The 21,200-nt window shown below is 60.3% G+C and carries 11 protein-coding genes; 6 read left to right on the top strand and 5 right to left on the bottom strand.

Annotated features, from left to right (window positions below; translation table 11 throughout):
• The first annotated feature begins 52 nt into the window (after window positions 1–52).
• The 5 genes from aceE (at window position 53) to msrA (ending at window position 10,159) form a co-directional block, all read left to right on the top strand.
• Window positions 53–2,698 carry a pyruvate dehydrogenase (acetyl-transferring), homodimeric type gene (gene aceE, locus ACOYXG_RS01920; RefSeq protein WP_003220999.1) on the top strand — a complete coding sequence of 882 codons (2,646 nt, stop codon included), beginning with the start codon at window positions 53–55 and terminating at the stop codon, window positions 2,696–2,698.
• A gap of 11 nt (window positions 2,699–2,709) precedes the next feature.
• Window positions 2,710–4,665 (top strand): dihydrolipoyllysine-residue acetyltransferase, encoded by a 1,956-nt coding sequence (gene aceF / locus ACOYXG_RS01915; protein WP_460355625.1) that lies wholly within the window; start codon window positions 2,710–2,712, stop codon window positions 4,663–4,665.
• A 279-nt stretch (window positions 4,666–4,944) separates the two neighbouring features.
• Window positions 4,945–6,342 carry an alkaline phosphatase D family protein gene (locus tag ACOYXG_RS01910; RefSeq protein WP_460355622.1) on the top strand — a complete coding sequence of 466 codons (1,398 nt, stop codon included), beginning with the start codon at window positions 4,945–4,947 and terminating at the stop codon, window positions 6,340–6,342.
• 252 nt (window positions 6,343–6,594) lie between these two features.
• Entirely contained in the window at window positions 6,595–9,291 is a 2,697-nt protein-coding gene (locus ACOYXG_RS01905) for a putative bifunctional diguanylate cyclase/phosphodiesterase (RefSeq protein ID WP_097087058.1), read from the top strand.
• Between the two features lie 202 nt (window positions 9,292–9,493).
• The gene (gene msrA, locus ACOYXG_RS01900; RefSeq protein ID WP_097087056.1) at window positions 9,494–10,159 is read left to right on the top strand and encodes a peptide-methionine (S)-S-oxide reductase MsrA; all 666 of its coding nucleotides are present in this window, start codon (window positions 9,494–9,496) and stop codon (window positions 10,157–10,159) included.
• 124 nt (window positions 10,160–10,283) lie between these two features.
• Here msrA and ACOYXG_RS01895 read toward each other — a convergent pair whose 3' ends face one another.
• The 5 genes from ACOYXG_RS01895 to putP all read right to left on the bottom strand — a co-directional run bounded on the left by ACOYXG_RS01895 (window position 10,284) and on the right by putP (window position 16,630).
• A complete protein-coding gene (locus ACOYXG_RS01895; RefSeq protein WP_003220988.1) occupies window positions 10,284–11,123 on the bottom strand; it encodes a 23S rRNA (adenine(2030)-N(6))-methyltransferase RlmJ in 840 nt (279 codons plus the stop codon).
• 316 nt (window positions 11,124–11,439) lie between these two features.
• Window positions 11,440–11,760: a hypothetical protein gene (locus ACOYXG_RS01890; RefSeq protein WP_097087106.1), complete on the bottom strand. Its 321-nt coding sequence runs from the start codon at window positions 11,758–11,760 to the stop codon at window positions 11,440–11,442.
• Between the two features lie 326 nt (window positions 11,761–12,086).
• Window positions 12,087–12,791, bottom strand: coding sequence for a DUF4123 domain-containing protein (locus ACOYXG_RS01885; protein ID WP_103368699.1), 705 nt, complete (start codon window positions 12,789–12,791; stop codon window positions 12,087–12,089).
• On the bottom strand, window positions 12,781–14,796 hold the full coding sequence (locus ACOYXG_RS01880) for a type VI secretion system Vgr family protein (RefSeq protein WP_460355616.1): 2,016 nt from the start codon (window positions 14,794–14,796) through the stop codon (window positions 12,781–12,783). Before ACOYXG_RS01880 ends, ACOYXG_RS01885 begins: the two co-directional genes overlap by 11 nt.
• A 349-nt stretch (window positions 14,797–15,145) precedes the next feature.
• Window positions 15,146–16,630, bottom strand: a complete 1,485-nt coding sequence (putP, locus tag ACOYXG_RS01875) for a sodium/proline symporter PutP (RefSeq protein ID WP_103368701.1) — start codon at window positions 16,628–16,630, stop codon at window positions 15,146–15,148.
• Window positions 16,631–17,087: 457 nt separating this feature from the next.
• On the opposite strand from putP, the gene putA reads away from it, so the two are divergent.
• Window positions 17,088–21,041 (top strand): trifunctional transcriptional regulator/proline dehydrogenase/L-glutamate gamma-semialdehyde dehydrogenase, encoded by a 3,954-nt coding sequence (gene putA / locus ACOYXG_RS01870; RefSeq protein ID WP_460355614.1) that lies wholly within the window; start codon window positions 17,088–17,090, stop codon window positions 21,039–21,041.
• The last annotated feature ends 159 nt before the right edge of the window (window positions 21,042–21,200 follow it).

The raw sequence follows: 21,200 nt of genomic DNA, 5'->3' as shown, positions 1-21,200 counted from the left end.
GTCGCAAACTCAGGCAACCGATTCTGGAAGCCTTTCCGCCCTGGAGCAAGCCATGCAAGACCTCGATCCCGTCGAAACCCAGGAATGGCTGGACGCCCTGGAATCGGTTCTCGACAAAGAAGGCGAAGACCGTGCTCACTATCTGATGACCCGTATGGGTGAACTGGCGACCCGCAGCGGTTCGCAGCTCCCTTACGCCATCACCACGCCTTACCGCAACACCATCCCGGTAACCCACGAAGCACGCATGCCTGGCGACCTGTTCATGGAACGCCGCATTCGCTCGCTGGTGCGCTGGAACGCAATGGCCATGGTAATGCGTACGAACCTGAAAGATTCTGACCTGGGTGGTCACATCTCCAGCTTCGCTTCCAGTGCGACCCTGTATGACATCGGCTTCAACTATTTCTTCCAGGCCCCGACCGACGAACACGGCGGCGACCTGATCTACTTCCAGGGCCACACCTCGCCAGGCGTTTACGCCCGTGCGTTCATGGAAGGCCGCATCACCGAAGACCAGATGAACAACTTCCGCCAGGAAGTCGACGGTCAGGGCCTGTCGTCCTACCCGCACCCTTGGCTGATGCCTGACTTCTGGCAGTTCCCGACCGTATCCATGGGTCTGGGTCCGATCCAGGCGATCTACCAGGCTCGCTTCATGAAGTACCTGGAACACCGCGGTTTCATCCAGCCGGGCAAACAGAAAGTCTGGTGCTTCCTGGGCGACGGCGAGTGCGACGAGCCGGAATCCCTGGGCGCGATCTCCCTGGCTGGCCGCGAGAAGCTGGACAACCTGATCTTCGTCATCAACTGCAACCTGCAGCGCCTCGACGGCCCGGTTCGCGGCAACGGCAAGATCATCCAGGAACTCGAAGGCGTGTTCCGCGGTGCACAGTGGAACGTGACCAAAGTCATCTGGGGCCGTTTCTGGGACCCACTGCTGGCCAAAGACGTCGACGGCATCCTGCAACGTCGCATGGACGAAGTCATCGACGGCGAGTACCAGAACTACAAAGCCAAAGACGGTGCGTTCGTTCGCGAGCACTTCTTCAACACGCCTGAACTCAAGGCGATGGTTGCCGACCTGTCCGACGACGAGATCTGGAAACTCAACCGTGGCGGCCACGACCCGTACAAGGTCTATGCGGCGTACCACGAAGCGGTCAACCACAAAGAACAACCAACCGTCATCCTCGCCAAGACCATCAAGGGTTATGGCACCGGTGCCGGCGAAGCGAAAAACACTGCGCACAACACCAAGAAAGTCGACGTCGACAGCCTGAAGTTGTTCCGCGATCGCTTCGACATCCCGGTCAAGGACGAAGAGCTGGAGAACCTGCCGTTCTTCAAGCCAGAGCCAAACAGCGCCGAAGCCCGCTACCTGAGCGAGCGCCGTGCCGCACTGGGCGGTTTCGTACCGCAGCGCCGCGCGCAGAGCTTCAGCGTACCGACGCCGGACCTGGACACCCTGAAAGCCATCCTCGATGGTTCGGGCGACCGTGAAATTTCCACCACCATGGCCTTCGTGCGGATCCTCGCGCAACTGGTCAAGGACAAGGAAATCGGCCCGCGAATCGTGCCGATCATCCCGGACGAAGCCCGTACCTTCGGTATGGAAGGCATGTTCCGTCAGCTGGGCATCTACTCCTCCGTCGGCCAGCTCTACGAGCCAGTCGATAAAGACCAGGTGATGTTCTACAAGGAAGACCAGAAAGGTCAGATCCTTGAAGAAGGCATCAACGAAGCAGGCGCCATGAGCTCCTTCATCGCTGCCGGTACTTCGTACTCCAGCCACAACCAGCCGATGCTGCCGTTCTACATCTTCTACTCGATGTTCGGCTTCCAGCGTATCGGTGACCTGGCCTGGGCCGCTGGCGACAGCCGTACCCGTGGCTTCCTGATCGGCGGCACCGCCGGCCGTACCACCCTGAACGGTGAAGGTCTGCAGCACGAAGACGGTCACAGCCACCTGCTGGCCGCGACCATCCCGAACTGCCGCACCTACGATCCGACCTACGGCTACGAGCTGGCGGTGATCATTCAGGACGGCATGAAGAAGATGACCGAAGAGCAACAGGACATCTTCTACTACATCACCGTGATGAACGAGTCGTACCAGCAGCCAGCCATGCCGGCCGGTGCCGAAGAAGGCATCAAGAAAGGCATGTACCTGCTCGAAGAAGACACCCGCGATGCAGCGCATCACGTACAGCTGATGGGCTCCGGCACCATCCTGCGTGAAGTGCGTGAAGCGGCGAAGATCCTGCGTGAAGAGTTCAACATCGGCGCCGACGTATGGAGCGTCACCAGCTTCAACGAACTGCGTCGCGACGGCCTGGCCGTAGAGCGCAGCAACCGTCTGAAGCCTGGCCAGAAGCCTAAGCAGAGCTACGTTGAAGAGTGCCTGAGCGGCCGTAAGGGTCCGGTCATCGCTTCTACCGACTACATGAAGCTGTTCGCCGAGCAGATCCGTCAGTGGGTACCGTCCAAGGAATTCAAAGTCCTGGGCACCGACGGTTTCGGCCGCAGCGACAGCCGCAAGAAACTGCGTCATTTCTTCGAAGTCGACCGTCATTTCGTGGTGTTGGCAGCCCTGGAAGCACTGGCTGACCGTGGTGATATCGAACCTAAAGTCGTGGCCGAGGCCATCGTCAAGTTCGGCATCGACCCGGAAAAACGCAACCCACTGGACTGCTGAGGAGACATTTTGTGAGCGAACTCATTCGCGTACCTGACATCGGCAGCGGTGAAGGTGAAGTAATTGAACTGTTTGTGAAGGTCGGCGACCGTATCGAAGCCGACCAGAGCATCCTGACTCTGGAATCGGACAAGGCCAGCATGGAAGTGCCGGCCCCGAAAGCCGGCGTCATCAAGAGCCTGAAAGTGAAGCTGGGCGACCGCCTGAAAGAAGGCGACGAACTGCTTGAGCTGGAAGTCGAGGGCGCCGCTGAAGCGGCCCCTGCACCTGCTGCTGCACCGGCTGCAAAAGCTGAAGCCAAACCGGCTGCCGCCCCTGCTGCTGCGCCAGCCGCTGCCCCTGCTGCCGCTTCGGTGCAGCAAGTGCACGTGCCGGACATCGGTTCGTCGGGCAAGGCGCAGATCATCGAGATCCAGGTCAAGGTCGGCGACACCGTCGAGGCTGATCAATCTTTGATCACCCTGGAATCCGACAAGGCCAGCATGGAAATCCCGTCGCCTGCCGCGGGCGTGGTCAAGGCCATCAGCGTCAAGCTCAACGACGAAGTCGGCACTGGCGACCTGATTCTGGATCTGGAAGTGGCGGGTGCTGCGGCGCCTGCTGCTGCCGCTCCGGCTCAGGCTGCTGCTGCGCCGACCGCTGCCGCTGCGCCTGCTTCTGCGGCAGCCCCGGCTGCTCCAGTGGCTGACAGCGTTCAGGACATCCACGTTCCGGACATCGGTTCGGCCGGCAAGGCCAAGATCATCGAAGTGTTGGTCAAGGCTGGCGACAGCGTTGAAGCCGACCAGTCGCTGATCACTCTGGAATCCGACAAGGCGAGCATGGAAATTCCATCGCCTGCCGCTGGCGTGGTGGAAAGCATTTCCATCAAGCTGGACGATGAAGTCGGTACCGGCGACCTGATCCTCAAGCTGAAAGTCAAAGGCGCAGCCCCTGCTGCCCCGGCTCCAGCTGCCGCCGTGCCAAGTGCTCCGGCACCGGCCGCTGCGGCTCCGGCAGCCGCAGCACCTGCTGCTGCCGCTCCGGTTGCTGCGCCGGCCAAGCCTGGCGCCAAAGTTCACGCTGGCCCTGCCGTACGTCAACTGGCCCGTGAGTTCGGCGTCGAGCTGAGCGCCGTTGGCGCCAGCGGTCCGCACGGTCGCATCCTCAAGGAAGACGTGCAGGTTTACGTCAAGGCGATGATGCAGAAGGCCAAGGAAGCACCGGCCGCTGGCGGCGCAACCGGTGGCGCGGGCATCCCGCCGATCCCGGTCGTGGATTTCAGCCGCTTCGGTGAAATCGAAGAAGTGCCGATGACCCGTCTGATGCAGGTCGGCGCCGCCAACCTGCACCGCAGCTGGCTGAACGTGCCGCACGTGACGCAATTCGACTCGGCGGATATCACCGAGCTGGAAGCCTTCCGTGTTGCGCAAAAAGCCGTCGCGGAGAAGGCCGGCGTCAAGCTGACCATCCTGCCGCTGCTGCTCAAGACCTGTGCGCACCTGCTCAAAGAGCTGCCGGACTTCAACAGTTCGCTGGCGCCAAGCGGCAAGGCGATCATTCGCAAGAAGTACGTCAACATCGGTTTCGCGGTCGACACCCCGGATGGCCTGCTGGTACCGGTCATCAAGAACGTCGACCAGAAGAGCCTGCTGCAACTGGCCGCAGAAGCTGCTTCGCTGGCTGAAAAAGCCCGCACCAAGAAGCTCTCTTCGGACGAGATGCAAGGCGCCTGCTTCACCATTTCCAGCCTCGGCCACATTGGCGGCACCGGCTTCACGCCGATCGTCAACGCGCCGGAAGTGGCGATCCTCGGTGTTTCCAAGGCAACCATCCAGCCAGTCTGGGACGGCAAAGCCTTCCAGCCGAAACTGATGCTGCCACTGTCGCTGTCCTACGATCACCGTGTGATCAACGGCGCTGCTGCTGCACGCTTCACCCAGCGTCTGGGCAGCCTGTTGGGCGACATCCGCACCATCCTGCTGTAAAGCGTTCGGCCCTCCGGCAACGGAGGGCCGATTGCGTTCCACGTTTTCGGGCGCCACACGCTCGTACCTCAACCCCGTCAGTTTGACGGGGCTTTTTTTGCCCGAAGAAAAGTTACAACGCTTTTATTCCTACAACTTCGGTCTACTTAAGCCACGAGTCCAGTCCACTTCGCGCCGATATTTTTTATCCGCCGACAACTAACCTTGGCGGCACAAGTTAAACGAATAACTTGCTAAACACTGACCGTTATTCAAGTATCAATTCGAACGGATTCGAACATGTTAAAAGCAACTGTCGGCCCGATTATTGGCCATACAACAACTAATCACGCACGCATCTTCATGCGCGGCGACTCGCAAAACAACGCCACCACATTTGCCGGCCTGCGTTATCGAAAGCGCGACAGCAATCAATGGTCAAATAGCCTTTTTTCCCGTTTAAGTGCTTTGCGCGATTTTTGCCAGGTCTTTTCATTGAATGACCTGGAGAGCCATTGCGAATATGAATACCAAGTGGGCTGGTTCAGCCCCATGAGCCCGGTGCATACCGTCGAGAGCATCGCCGAATTGCCTTTGCAATGGCCGCGCGAGATCTACTGCTTTCGCACCCGTGCCAGCGACGCCGCGCAGCCACGCGCTTATATCATCGGCTCCTGTCGCTACTTGCGCATGACCGCCGGCATTGCTTCCATGCCCCAAATTGGCGACCGTATATTCGCCTCGATCAATCAGTTGATCGAAGGCGCCGAGCCGCCGATCAGCGCCACCCTGATGACCGGAGACCAGATCTATGTCGACGACCTCAACCTGATTGCCCCGGATCGCGAGTACAAGGACATCCTCGATAAATACCGCGCGGCCTTCTCGCAACCGAATATTCAGCGGCTGATGTCCGGCACTTCGACTTACATGATCCTCGACGATCACGAAATTGAAGACAACTGGCCGGCGAACGCCAGCAAGTCCGATCATGAGTTATATCGCAATGCAATGGCGGCGTATGAGTTGTATCAAGCCAGTCATAGTCCAACACATGAACTAACAGTTGATGGCGAGATCGATCACTCGAAACTGGCGCATTACTGGTATCAGTTCAGCGATGGCGATATTGAATGGTTTGTCACTGATAGCCGCACTCGGCGCAACCTGGCTGCTGATGATCGACGCATCCTGGACAGCGAGCAGGAACAGGCCTTGGTCGCCTGGCTGAGCAACAGCAAGGCACGGGTCAAATTCGTGGTCACCAGCGTGATGTTCTATCCGGATCGCAAACTGCACGGCGACGATGCCTGGAAAGCCTTCCCGGAGCAGCGCCTGCGTGTGCTGGAAACCATCCGCACCCGACAGATCAGGAATGTCGTATTCGTCTCGGGCGACGTGCACGGCTCGCTGACCTCGCGCCTGACCCATAGCGAAGACCCGGACTTCGAAGTCCACACCATCGTCTCCTCGCCGTTGTGTAACAGCAAACTTTTGCCCTATGCCACGGCGTCGACGTTCATCCTTGATCAGCCACTGGTACGCACTGCGGCGGGTGACTATCAACATGAGTTGACCAGCACTGTGGTCAGCGAAGACAACTTCGCCCATGTAGTGGTCGAGGCTGATCAGATTTTGATCAATTACCATGATCGAGATGGCAAGAAGCTGCAATCGCTCAGCCTGAAATTACGTTGAATCTAAAAGATCGCAGCCTTCGGCAGCTCCTGAAGGACATCGTATATCCCTGCAGGCGCTGCCGCAGGCTGCGATCTTTTGCTCTTTTCAACCACCCACTGGAGAAATGCCCCGAGCGGCCGACACATTCTTATAGCACTTGGCCTTCATCTCTCTTGTCAGTCGGTGCCGCAATGATGCAACCTTGCCGCAGGCAACAGTAAAGAGGGCGAGAGCCCGGCGCGTTCAGCATATTTCCAAGCGAGTTCCTTCATGAAGAGCCAACCCGATGCCGCCAGCCGTATGGCGGCCGAGGTAGTGACGCAGTTGCCTGTGCCCTCGCGGCTCGGCATGCTGCGTTTCGAGCGCTTGAATGAAGCCAGTTGGGCGATGCTGTTTCTCGATCCCAACTGCGAACGCCAGTTCGGCCAGCCGGCCGTTGAGCTCTGTGCACTGGTCGGTTCACCGTATGCCAGCCTGATGGAGCCTGAAGCGCGCTATCAGTTGCACGACGCGATCCAGCAGCAACTGCGCGACAGCCCGCATTATCTGGTGCGCTACACACTGCACACCGCTGCGGGCGTGCTGAGCATCCTCGAACTGGGCGAAGCCTATAAACAGCACAACCGGCATCTGTTGCGTGGCTACCTGCTGGCAGTCGATGACGTGTTCGACGAAGCGCCGACGCTGCCGTCCGTTGACCTCGAAACCCAGAACTCGCGCCTGCAGATCGCCCTCGAACTCAACCAGCGTGCCCAGCAGGAACAGCTGCAGCACCTTGATCGGGTGCGCGCCCAGCAGGATCTGATTCTGCTGCTCGCCCGCCAGCGCTACAGCAGCCACAACTCGCTGCAGGAAGCCGCCGAACTGATCACCCGCTGCGCCTGCGACATCTATGAAATCGACTGCGCCAGCCTGTGGAACCTCGAAGGCAATCTGCTGGTGCCGATTTCCGCGTATCACCGCGCGACGCAGGAATACATCCTGCCGGAGGTGATCGACATCAGCGGTTTCCCCGACTACATGGAAGCGCTGCACGGCAGCCGCGCCATCGACGCGCATAATGCGATGCGCGACCCCCGAACCCGCGAGATGGCCGAAGCCCTGCGCCCGCGTGACGTCAACGCCATGCTCGACGCCAGCATCCGCGTCGACGGCCAGGTGGTCGGCGTGCTCTGTCTGGAGCAGACCGGCGTCACCCGCGCCTGGCAGTCCGACGAAATCGCCTTTGCCGGTGAGCTGGCCGACCAGTTCGCCCAGGTCATCAACAACCACAACCGCCGCACCGCCACCAGCGCCCTGCACCTGTTCCAGCGTGCGGTCGAGCAAAGTGCCAACGCCTTTCTGCTGGTCAATTGCGACGGCGTGGTCGAGTACGTCAACCCGAGCTTCACCGCGATCACCCAGTACTCCACCGAGGAAGTCCACGGCCAGCGCCTGTCGGAGCTGCCGGCGCTGGAAAACCTCAGCGAGCTGCTGTTCGACGCACCCTCGGCGCTGGCCAAGAGCAACAGCTGGCAGGGCGAATTCAAGAGCCGGCGCAAAAACCTCGAACCGTACTGGGGCCAGTTGTCGATCTCCAAGGTGTATGGCGACAACCGTGAGCTGACGCACTACATCGGCATCTACGAAGACATCACCCAGACCAAACTGGCGCAGCAGCGCATCGAACGTCTGGCCTACACCGACAACCTGACCAACCTCGGCAACCGCCCGGCGTTTATCCGCAATCTGGACGAACGCTTCGCCCGCGACAGCGATACGCCGATCAGCCTGCTGCTGGTGGACATCGACAACTTCAAGCGGATCAACGACAGCCTCGGTCACCAGACCGGTGACAAGTTGTTGATCAGCCTCGCCCGACGCCTGCGCAACAGCCTCAGCCCGAGTGGCAGCCTCGCGCGCTTCGCCAGTAACGAATTTGCGGTGCTGCTCGACGACACCGACCTCGCCACCGGCCAACAGATCGCCAACCAATTACTGGCGACCCTCGACAAACCGATGTTCGTCGACAACCAGTTGATCAGCGTCACCGGCTCCGTGGGCCTGGCCTGCGCCCCGTTGCACGGCCGCGATCCACAGACCCTGATGCGCAACGCCGGCCTGGCCCTGCACAAGGCCAAGGCCAACGGCAAACACCAGGTCCAGGTGTTCACCGAAGCACTCAACGCCGAGGCCAGTTACAAGCTGTTCGTCGAGAACAACCTGCGCCGCGCCCTGACCCAGAACGAGCTGGACGTGTTCTACCAGCCCAAGCTGTGCCTGCGCAGCGGTCGCCTGCTGGGCATGGAAGCGCTGCTGCGCTGGAACCACCCGGAGCGCGGGATGATCCGCCCCGACCAGTTCATCAGCGTCGCCGAAGAAACCGGTCTGATCATTCCGATCGGCAAGTGGATCGCGCGTCAGGCCTGCCGCATGAGCAAGGCCCTGACCGCCGCTGGCCTGGGCAATCTGCAGGTGGCGATCAACCTTTCGCCGAAGCAGTTCTCCGACCCGGATCTGGTCGCGTCCATCGCCAACATCCTCAAGGAAGAAGCGCTGCCGGCTAATCTGCTCGAACTGGAGCTGACCGAAGGTCTGCTGCTGGAAGCCACTGAAGACACTCACTTGCAGCTCGATCAACTCAAGCGTCTGGGCCTGACCCTGGCCATGGACGACTTCGGCACCGGTTACTCGTCGCTCAGCTACCTGAAGAAATTCCCGATCGACATCATCAAGATCGATCGCAGCTTCATCCACGAAATCCCCGACAACCAGGACGACATGGAAATCACCTCCGCGGTGATCGCCATGGCCCACAACCTGAAACTCAAAGTCGTGGCCGAAGGCATCGAGACCGCCGAGCAACTGGCGTTTTTGCGTCGCCACCGCTGCGACGTCGGCCAGGGCTACCTGTTCGACCGGCCGATCCCCGGCGCTGAGCTGATTCAGGCGCTCAAGCGCTACCCGCGCGGCCCGCTCTGCCTCTAGACCCAAAGATACCCTGTCGATGAACTCCCCTTGTGGGAGCGGGCTTGCTCGCGAATGCGGTGGGTCAGCAGAGAAAATGTTGAATGACACACCGCATTCGCGAGCAAGCCCGCTCCCACATTTGAATAGTGCGAAATCCGGCATCATTCGGCACACTGGCGGTCTGACTTTTTACATCCCATCCTGACTGAGAGGAACGATCATGGTTCTGCGCTCGGAAATTCTGGTGAACAAAAACGTGCTACCGACCAAAGATCAAGCTCTGCCCGGCCGCGAAACCGCGATGACCCTGCCTGAAAAGCATTTCGTCTTCGAAGAAACTCCGCTGCTCGGCCCGTTTTTCCAGGACGTCGACTTTGCGATCTTCGGTCTGGGTTGCTTCTGGGGGGCGGAGCGCCGCTTCTGGCAGCGCGAAGGCGTGGTCAGCACCGTGGTCGGCTACGCCGGCGGCTACACGCCGAACCCGACCTACGAAGAAGTCTGCTCGGGCCTGACCGGCCACGCCGAAGTAGTGCTGGTGGTGTATGACAAGGACAAAGTCAGCTACGAAGAGCTGCTGGCGATGTTCTGGGAACTGCACAACCCGACGCAGGGCATGCGTCAGGGCAACGACATCGGCACCCAGTACCGTTCGGTGATCTACGCCACCTCGCCAGAGCAACTGGACGCTGCGCTGAAGAGCAAAGCGGTGTATCAGGCTGAACTGTCGAAGGCGGGTCTGGGCGAAATCAGCACCGAGATCGAGCAGGCGCCTACCGTGTACTTCGCCGAGGCGTATCACCAGCAGTATCTGGCGAAGAACCCTGAAGGTTATTGCGGGATTGGCGGCACCGGCGTGTGCATGCCTCCGAGCCTGGCGGGTAACTAAACCCCAAAGCATCGCGGGCAAGCCCGCTCCCACAGGTTTAGCGCCGACTTCAAAATGGCGCAGTACTTTGTGGGAGCGGGCTTGCCCGCGAAGGCGTCCGTTCAGACACCGCTAAAACAGTTGATCAGCTTTCAGCAATCAACCAATCCATCTGCCACCCACCCTGGGTCTGCCCAAGCTTCTTCGACAACCACGGCAGCAGCTCACGCAATTCTTCCTCCAGCCCCCACGGCGGATTGGCAATCGCCATCCCCGAGCCGTTGAGGCTGTTCGGCGTATCCAGCGGATGCACCAGCAGTTCCACGCGCAGCAACTTCGGCGCACCGGTACCAGCCAGATCCTGATAGAAACGTCGCAGCGCACGCTGGTCCTTTACCGGGTACCAGATCGCCGCCACGGTTTGGCGCATCCGGCCAATCGCTTCTTTCAGCGACGCCGCACACTTTTGCATCTCGTCGAGCTGCTCGAACGGCGGATCGATCAACATCACCGCACGCTTCTCCTGCACCGGCAGCATCGCCCGCGCCACATGCCAGCCCTCGCCCAGATGCACCTTGACCCGACGATCACCGGCCATGTTCTCTTTGAGCTGCACGCCGTCTTCCGGGTGTTTCTCGTTGAGCATCACCCGGTCCTGCGGCCGGGTCAGACGCCGCGCCAACTCCGGCGAACCCGGGTAATAGCGCAACTGGCCATCCGGGTTCATCTCGTGCAGCACCTTCATGTAGTCGGCGGTCAGCGCCGGAAGATCCGGCTGATCCCACAAACGCGCAATGCCTTCCAGGTACTCGCCGGTACGGTTGGCCTGATCACCCTGCAAGTCATACAAACCGATACCGGCGTGCGTATCGAGATAGGCAAACGGCTGCTCCTTGCGCGACATCAGGGCGATGAGGCGGGTCAAGGTCAGGTGTTTGAACACATCGGCGTGATTGCCGGCATGGAAGGCGTGACGATAATTCATGGCTGCTCCTGCGAGGGCCGTGAAGTTTACCTTTTACCGGGCGGCAAGTCAGGGGTTGGCGGCCGAGCGGGCCTCAACAGCAAAGATCGCAGCCTTCGGCAGCTCCTACACGGGATTGGCGTTCCCCCCTGTAGGAGCTGCCGAAGGCTGCGATCTTTTGCCCTTGCCTTTGTGGCGAGGGGATTCATCCCCGATGGGCTGCGCAGCGGCCCCAAGACCTCAATCCCTCATTCCGTCTGACGCCGCGACAACCTGGTTGCGGCCGCTATGCAGCCGAGCGGGAGCAAGCTCCCTCGCCACAAAAACGCTCTCAAACTTACAGGGATAGGTTGCCGAGGCGTTTGCCGATGACATCCAGCACATCGCAGCCGTCACGCAGCGGAATGGCGCAGAGCATGGCGAAGTCGCTGAGGATGATCGAGTCGCATTCGACCGAGCCGCGCATGCACATGTTTTCCAGCACTTGAATCACGGCGCGGATGCGGTGGTTGGCGGCGTCCATGAGGATGTCGAGGGGGACTTGGGTGTCGATGAACAGAGTGGGCATGTCGCTGCAGTTGCCGGTCAGGGCCATGAAGCGGTTGTCGGGATGGGGGATGATTTTTTCGTAGGGTGGGTCGGGTTTAAGCATCGTCATATTTTCTACCATGGATGTGAAAATGAACTGCCTCGCTCCTTCCTACGGGATCGGGTGGCAGCTGTGCACGGGAGTAGGAACCGACCCATGGAATTCGGCCACGCCAAAGCGTGCCCCGCACACAGCCGCCGCTAAAGATATTGCTGGCACAAGTTACATGTCGCAATTAAATCAACAGCGCTGATGCACCATAGGTAACGGGTTCCTACACCCTGTCACCACTCTCGCGGTGACAACGAAAAGACTATCCCCGCAACCCACCGCCCACCAGTTCATGAAATCCGCCGCAACTCGCGGGAAATTTCCGAAGCCTTCGCCCGGAAATTTCACTCCGTTTCGTCCTGCAAATATGCCAATAACGCCGATTGCGACGATTCTTCCGACGCCGAAACCTGAAAAAACTGCTGAACCTTGCAGCGCAACACAGCCTGCGGAAACGCCTCGTACAGCGCCGGATGCTCCTCGCTCAGCCACTGCAGCGCATTCCCGATCCGGACTGAATTCCCTGCTGAAGCCAGCACTGACTCAGGCACTTTCCACCAGGGAAACACCCGCCCTGAAACCTGCGCCCTGCCCCCGATATCCACGGCCTGTCCATTGATCAAGCCGCGCGAGATCACCGGCATCAACTGCGCAGATTGCACTTCATCGGACTGCAGGATCGGCAACAAAAACCGCCCATCCCAGAAGCGAAAAAACACCGCTGCGCCGTCCGGCATCAGCACTTGAGTCAGGCTGCGAAAATGCTCAACTACCACCTCAAGGCTCGCGGAAGACACCGCCAACCACCCCCAGTCGCGAGACTCGGTAGAGGCCACCCAATCGAGAAACTCACTGTCCGCAGCGACAATTCCCACGAAGGGCATCACCGCATCCCACTCGGCGTAGATCGTCTCTGCCCAGATCGGGCTCGGTGCAACCAGTGGAGGCCTGGCGTCGCTAGCGTTACTGAAAATCGCGAACAGTTGCTCCGAAGGTTTCAGCGGCTCACGCGCCAACCACTCTGCAGGTGTGAGGCACTCAGGCAGCACAGACACCGTCCTTGCAGCGCTCGCATTCTTCGCAGAATGGTGCATCACCTTTAAAGCTCATGATTTGCGCAGCAGTGAGCATGGCCGCTGGTGCTGCTGCGAGTTTTGCCGGCAATCCCGGCACTCCCGGCGCTGCACTCATCGCCGCCATTGGCGCCCCACCCACGACAATCGGCACGCTACTGAAAATCCCGCCGGGACCGATGTTGATCCATTGCCCGCCGGCCTGAATCGTCGCGCTCGCGCCACCGTCGATCACCACTTGTTGCCCGGCACTGACGTGAATTTGTGCGCTCGCACTGGTTGCCTGACTACTCACCCGAATATGCCGATCACCAATAACCGTTAGGTGATCGTCCTGTTTCACTTCGGTCTGGCGCTGGCCGTGGGTGATGCGCTGCTCGTCGGCCTTGAGTTCATGGCTGGCAAGGCCAGTGACGACAATGCTGCGCTGGTTGTCGACCTGCACCTGCTGGTCGTGCAGGACATGCTGCGTCCAGTTGCGCTGGGCGCGCAGGTAGATTTCTTCGGCGCCCTTTTTGTCCTCGATGCGCAGCTCGTTGTAACCGCCACCACCGGGGCTGCTCTGGCTGCGGAAGATGCTGCGGGTCTGGTCGGTGGGCAGGTCCAGCGGCAGCGGAGTTGCGGCGTTTGGCAGGCAACCCATCACCAACGGTTTGTCGGCATCGGCATCGATGAAACCGACCAGCACTTCCATGCCGACCCGCGGGATCAGCACGCTGCCGTAATGATCATGCGCCCAGCCCGTGGCAACGCGCAGCCAGCAACTGGAATGCTCGTTGAGCTCGCCGTCACGATCCCAGGCCAGTTGCACCTTGACCCGGCCGTACTCGTCGCAATGGATTTCCGTGTCTTGCGGCCCGGTGACCACGGCCGGTTGATAACCGGGCATGCGCGGTTTTTCCGGCCCCAACGCCGGGCGAAAGAACACCTCCCACGGCGTGGCAAGAAAGGTATTACGGTAACCCTGGAATGTTTCCCCATCGCTGGTCACCGATTCCTCCAGCACTTGCGGCTGTCGGCCATGATGCTCGATGACGGTGAGCAGCCACAGGTCATTCCAGTCCTGGCGCGGATGCTCGCTCAGTTGCAGGAAATGTCCGCAAACCAGTGCGGATACGTCGCTGATGCCCTCAGCCTGACGGTAGTCGGCGACATGCCTTTCCAGCGTACGTTGCGCCAGTTGCCTGCCGGTTTCTCGATCGTTGAATTGGCCGGGAAAGTGATAGTCCTCGAGCACCGGGCGCTGCTCACTGTCGCTGCGGCTTTGCAGTTGCAGTCGCGGCTTTTCGAAGTTGTAGTCGCGCCGGGTGACCACGCTGGTGCGAGTCTCCACCCGGACGTTGAAGCGCTTGATGGCCGGCGCCGTCGACGCCATGCCGCTGCCCGGCAGATACAGCGTCGGCTCGGCCAGGCGCGGAAACACCGTTTGATCGTCGCCGAACACCAACAGATGGCCTTCGGGACTGTGCTGAAAGTGGTAATGAATGCCGACCTCGGCACACAGGCGCTGGATGAACGCCAGATCGCTCTCGGCGTATTGCACGCAATATTCCCGCACCGGGTAATCGCTGCCGAGGCGGAACTCGAAGGCATCGCGCAGGATTGCGTGATCCTTGAGGATCTGCGCGACGATCTGTGGAACCGTCTGATGCTGAAAAATCCGCTGGTTGATGCGGTGACCGAGGTAGGTCAGACGCGACACCAGGCTCAGGTGGTAGCGCGTCAGACGTTTCCCGGAATCGCCCTGCCCGACCTGATAAATCTGACCATGGACACCGGAACCTTCCGCATCGAAGCTCAGAAACGCCTGACGGTGCAGCAGGCTTTCGAGGTCCAGATCCGGACGCTCACTGACCAGTTCCAGCTCGAAACGAAAGGGTTGGCTGATGGCTTCCTTGCCCGTGAACTCAAGGACTTTGAGATCAACTTGGGCGCCTTCGAGGGTCAACGTGAAACGCGGTTGATTGGCAGGCGCGAACATCCGATGTCTCTCTGCAGATTGAGGGCGGGCGATTCTGCATGAGGGGCAAGAGGTGTTGGGTGGGTGACGGGAAAATCAGATTTGCCCTACTTTTCCTGTCGAAAAAGCCTTCGGATATTGGCGCAATCGACTACAGACATATCCCCCAAAACCACCACTGGACCTGTGGGAGCTGGCTTGCCAGCGATGAGGCCGGCACATCCAACTTATGCGCTCACTGACACACCGCCATCGCTGGCAAGCCAGCTCCCACAGGGTTCTCCAAGTTCTTGAGAAATCAAAGGCATAAAAAAACAGCCCGCCTCCTGTAGGAAACGGGCCGTTTTTCCGTGAGCCGAAGCTCAGTGCATCACTTGTTCAGGTGGAAATCTTTTTCCGCCGCTTCAAAGCGCTGCACCATGCCTTTGGTTGGCTCGCCCATTTTGCTGACGATGTAAATCGCCAGACTGGCGAAGATGAAGCCCGGGATGATTTCGTACAGACCCAGCAGTTCGAAATGCTTCCAGACCACTACGGTGATCGCGCCGACCAGGATGCCGGCCAGTGCGCCGTTGCGGGTCATGTCCTTCCAGATCACCGAGATCAGCACCACCGGACCGAACGCGGCACCGAAACCGGCCCAGGCGTAGGACACCAGGCCCAGTACGCGGTTTTCCGGGTTGGCGGCCATGGCGATAGCGATCAGCGCTACCAGCAACACCATCGCGCGACCGACCCACACCAGTTCCACCTGGGAAGCGGATTTGCGCAGGAAGGTTTTGTAGAAGTCCTCAGTCAGAGCGCTCGAGCAAACCAGCAGCTGGCAGCTCAGGGTGCTCATCACAGCGGCGAGAATCGCCGACAGCAGGACACCGGCCACCCACGGGTTGAAGAGGATTTTCGCCAGTTCGATGAACACCCGCTCGTGGTTCTCGGTGACTGGGCCGGCGACTTCCGGGTGCGCCGAGAAGTAGGCGATACCGAAGAAACCCACGGCGACGGTGCCGCCCAGGCACAGGATCATCCAGGTCATGGAGATACGACGGGCGTTGGCAATCGACTTCACCGAATCAGCGGCCATGAAACGCGCGAGGATGTGCGGTTGACCGAAGTAACCCAGACCCCAGCCCATCAGCGAGATGATGCCGATGAAGGTAGTGCCCTTAAGCATGTCGAAGTTGCTTGGGTCCTGGGCTTCGATGGCGAGGAACGTGGTATCGACACCACCGGTGGCCAGCAGCACGATGATCGGCGTCAGCAGCAGGGCGAAGATCATCAGCGTGGCTTGTACGGTGTCAGTCCAGCTCACCGCGAGGAAACCGCCGACGAAGGTGTAGGCAATCGTCGCCGCAGCACCGGCCCACAGCGCCGTCTCGTAGGACATGCCGAAGGTGCTTTCGAACAGACGGGCGCCAGCCACGATGCCGGAAGCGCAGTAAATGGTGAAGAACACCAGAATCACCACCGCCGAGATGATACGCAGCAGGCCGCTTTTGTCTTCGAAACGGCTGGAGAAGTAGTCCGGCAGAGTCAGGGCATCGCCGTTGTGCTCGGTCTGCACGCGCAGACGGCCGGCGACGAACAGCCAGTTCAGGTAGGCGCCGACGATCAGGCCGATGGCGATCCAGCTTTCGGACAGACCGGACATGTAGATGGCACCCGGCAGGCCCATCAGCAACCAGCCGCTCATGTCGGAAGCACCGGCGGACAGAGCCGTCACGACGCTGCCCAGGCTGCGGCCGCCAAGAATGTAGTCTGAAAGGTTGTTGGTGGAGCGATAGGCCATGAAGCCGATCAGCACCATTGCTGCGATGTAGATCACGAACGTGATCAGTGTTGGATTGCTTACGCTCATTAAGTTACGCCCTGGCTTTGTTTTTATGTTGCAGCGGTGATTGATCGCCCACAAACGACGACGTTTGGCAGACGAAACGGGATCCCGCGCATTTAGGACTGATGTTTCCCCAGGAAAGCCACCAGCCGATGCACCGGGTATTCCCGGTTGCACCTTGGGCGCGAATGCTATGCAACAAAGTAAAAAAGGTGCAACCAGTTTCTGGCGATTAAGTTGCACCCAGTCGGATATACCGATAAATATGCCGTTTTTGCTCCTTTTTAGCGCAGTCACGGCGCTCCGCTAGAAGTAAAAGCACCAAGCAGGAGCGGCACTTCAGTACCAGAAAATAATTCCTGACGAAGCGTTTATTTTTCCGACAAAAAAAGGGTTGCACCCGGTTGCACCTCTTCCGGCGCACGGCTAATCTTGCCGCCAGCTGATGCCACGCAACTGTGGCAACCATGAGGATAAAAATATGGCTACCACCACCCTTGGGGTCAAACTCGATGACCCGACCCGCGAGCGCCTGAAGGCTGCCGCGACCTCGATTGATCGCACACCGCACTGGCTGATCAAGCAGGCAATTTTCAATTACCTGGAAAAACTCGAGGGTGGTGCAACCCTGACCGAGCTGAACGGTTTGACCGCCAAAGACACCGACGATGCCGGTGAAGTCCATACCGATCACGCCCACCAGTGCTTCCTCGAATTCGCTGAAAGCATCCTGCCGCAATCGGTGCTGCGCGCTTCGATCACTGCTGCTTACCGCCGCCCTGAGCCGGAAGTGGTGCCGATGCTGATCGAGCAGGCACGCCTGCCGGCACCGATGGCCGAAGCCACCAACAAACTCGCTGCGACCATCGCGGAAAAACTGCGTAACCAGAAAAGTGCCGGCGGTCGTGCAGGCATTGTTCAGGGTCTGCTGCAGGAATTTTCCCTGTCGTCTCAGGAAGGCGTGGCCCTGATGTGCCTGGCCGAAGCACTGCTGCGTATCCCGGACAAAGGCACTCGCGATGCGCTGATCCGCGACAAGATCAGCACCGGCAACTGGCAGCCGCACCTGGGCAACAGCCCGTCGCTGTTCGTCAACGCCGCCACCTGGGGTCTGCTGCTGACCGGCAAACTGGTGTCGACCCACAATGAAGCTGGTCTGACCTCGTCGCTGAGCCGAATCATCGGCAAGAGCGGCGAGCCGATGATCCGCAAGGGCGTCGACATGGCCATGCGTCTGATGGGCGAGCAGTTCGTCACCGGCGAAACCATCGCCGAAGCGCTGGCCAACGCGAGCAAGTTCGAAGCCAAGGGCTTCCGCTATTCCTACGACATGCTCGGTGAAGCGGCCCTCACCGAACACGATGCGCAGAAGTACCTGGCGTCGTACGAACAAGCCATTCACTCGATCGGCAAAGCCTCCCACGGCCGTGGGATTTATGAAGGCCCGGGCATTTCCATCAAGCTCTCGGCGCTGCACCCGCGTTATAGCCGTGCGCAGTACGAGCGTGTGATGGACGAGCTGTACCCGCGCCTGCTGTCGCTGACCCTGTTGGCCAAACAATACGACATCGGCCTGAACATCGACGCCGAAGAAGCCGACCGCCTGGAGCTGTCGCTGGATCTGCTCGAGCGCCTGTGCTTCGAACCGCAACTGACCGGCTGGAACGGCATCGGTTTCGTTATCCAGGCTTATCAGAAGCGTTGCCCGTACGTGATCGACTACGTGATCGATCTGGCCCGCCGCAGCCGTCATCGCCTGATGATCCGCCTGGTGAAAGGCGCGTACTGGGACAGCGAAATCAAGCGCGCCCAGGTCGAAGGCCTGGAAGGCTACCCGGTCTACACCCGCAAGGTGTACACCGACGTGTCCTACATTGCCTGCGCGCGCAAACTGCTGTCGGTGCCGGAAGTCATCTACCCACAGTTCGCCACGCACAACGCCCACACCCTGTCGGCGATTTATCACATTGCCGGTCAGAACTATTACCCGGGCCAGTACGAATTCCAGTGCCTGCACGGCATGGGCGAACCGCTCTACGAGCAGGTTGTCGGCAAAGTTTCCGAAGGCAAGCTGAACCGTCCGTGCCGCGTGTACGCACCGGTCGGCACCCACGAAACCCTGCTGGCGTACCTCGTGCGTCGTCTGCTGGAAAACGGCGCAAACACCTCGTTCGTCAACCGCATCGCCGACCAGTCGATTTCGATTCAGGAACTGGTGGCCGATCCGGTGGCGCAGATCGAGCAGATGGCGACCGTGGAAGGTGGTTTCGGCCTGCCGCACCCACGCATTCCGCTGCCGCGTGACCTCTACGGCGCCGATCGCGCCAACTCCGCCGGCATCGACATGGCCAACGAACATCGTCTGGCCTCGCTGTCCTGCGCCCTGCTCGCCACTGCGCACAACAACTGGAAAGCCGCGCCGATGCTCGGTTGCGCGTCCAGCAACGAAGCCCCGGCACCGGTGCTGAACCCGGCGGATCACCGCGATGTGGTCGGTCACGTGCAGGAAGCTACCGTCGAAGACGTCGACAACGCGATCCAGTGCGCCCTGAATGCTGCGCCAATCTGGCAGGCCACCCCGCCCGCCGAGCGCGCGGCGATTCTGGAGCGTGCCGCCGACCTGATGGAAGGCGAGATCCAGCCACTGATGGGCCTGCTGGCCCGTGAAGCCGGCAAGACCTTCGCCAACGCCATTGCTGAGGTGCGTGAAGCGGTCGACTTCCTGCGTTACTACGCGGTGCAGGCGCGCAACGATTTCAGCAACGACGCCCACCGCCCACTGGGCCCGGTGGTGTGCATCAGCCCGTGGAACTTCCCGCTGGCCATCTTCAGTGGTCAGGTCGCTGCCGCACTGGCCGCCGGTAACCCGGTACTGGCCAAACCTGCGGAACAGACGCCGCTGGTTGCCGCGCAAGCCGTACGTTTGCTGCTGGAAGCCGGGATTCCCGAAGGCGTGCTGCAACTGCTGCCGGGTCGCGGTGAAACCGTCGGTGCCGGTCTGGTCGGTGATGAGCGCGTCAAAGGCGTGATGTTCACCGGTTCCACCGAAGTCGCGCGCCTGCTGCAACGCAACATCGCTGGCCGTCTCGACAGCCAGGGCCGTCCGATTCCGCTGATCGCCGAAACCGGCGGGCAGAACGCGATGATCGTCGACTCTTCGGCGCTGACCGAACAAGTGGTGATCGACGTGGTGTCCTCGGCCTTCGACAGTGCCGGCCAGCGTTGCTCGGCCCTGCGCGTGCTGTGCCTGCAGGAAGATTCCGCCGACCGTGTCATCGAAATGCTCAAAGGCGCGATGGCTGAAAGCCGCCTCGGCAACCCTGAGCGTCTGTCCGTGGACATTGGCCCGGTGATCGACGCCGAAGCCAAGGCCGGCATCGACAAGCACATCCAGGGCATGCGCGATAAAGGTCGCAGCGTGTACCAAGTGGCTATCGCCGACAGCGAAGAAGTCAAACGCGGCACCTTCGTCATGCCGACCCTGATCGAGCTGGAAAGCTTCGACGAGCTGCAACGCGAGATCTTCGGCCCGGTGCTGCACGTGGTGCGCTACAAGCGCAAGGACATCGACCAGTTGATCGGCCAGATCAATGCCTCCGGTTATGGCCTGACCCTCGGCGTACACACCCGCATCGACGAGACCATCGCCAAGGTGATCGACAACGTCAACGCCGGTAACGTCTACGTCAACCGCAACATCGTCGGTGCCGTGGTCGGCGTGCAGCCGTTCGGCGGCGAAGGCCTGTCGGGTACTGGCCCGAAAGCCGGTGGTCCGCTGTACCTGTACCGTCTGCTGTCGACCCGTCCTACTGACGCGATCGAGCAATCCTTCGCTCGCGGTGATGCAGTCGTCGCCCCGGACGTGCGTCTGCGTGATGCCATGAGCAAACCGCTGAACGCCTTCAAGGCCTGGGCCGAGAGCAACCAGTACGCCGAACTGAGCACCCTGTGCGTGCAGTACGCCGCGCAATCGCAAAGCGGCATCACCCGCGTGCTGGCCGGCCCGACCGGCGAGAAGAACAGCTACGCGATCCTGCCGCGTGAACACGTGCTGTGCCTGGCCGACGTCGAAGGCGATCTGCTGACTCAACTGGCGGCGGTATTGGCTGTCGGCGGTTCGGCGGTATGGCCGGAGTCCGACATCAGCAAGGCCTTGTTCGCACGCCTGCCGAAGGAAGTTCAGGCGCGGATCAAACGGGTTGCCGACTGGCACAAGGATGAAGTGGTGTTTGATGCGGTTCTGCATCACGGCCATTCCGACCAGTTGCGTGGCGTCTGCCAGCAGATTGCCAAGCGTGCCGGTGCGATCGTTGGCGTTCAGGGCCTGTCCCAGGGCGAGACCAACATTGCGCTGGAGCGTCTGGTGATCGAGCGTGCATTGAGCGTCAACACCGCGGCGGCGGGGGGTAATGCCAGCCTGATGACTATCGGTTAAACCCGAGAAGTCAGGCAACCGCGATGGTTGCCTGACAATCAAATCCCAATGTGGGAGCGGGCTTGCTCGCGAAGGCGTTGTGTCAGTCGACATCTCCAGTGACTGATCCACCGCATTCGCGAGCAAGCCCGCTCCCACAGTTGTTTTGGGGTGTTTGTT

The sequence above is a fragment of the Pseudomonas sp. G3-39 genome (genome assembly GCF_054790485.1).
The sequence above is the reverse complement of the archived record's forward strand: the minus strand, read 5'-3'. Positions and strand labels throughout refer to the sequence as shown.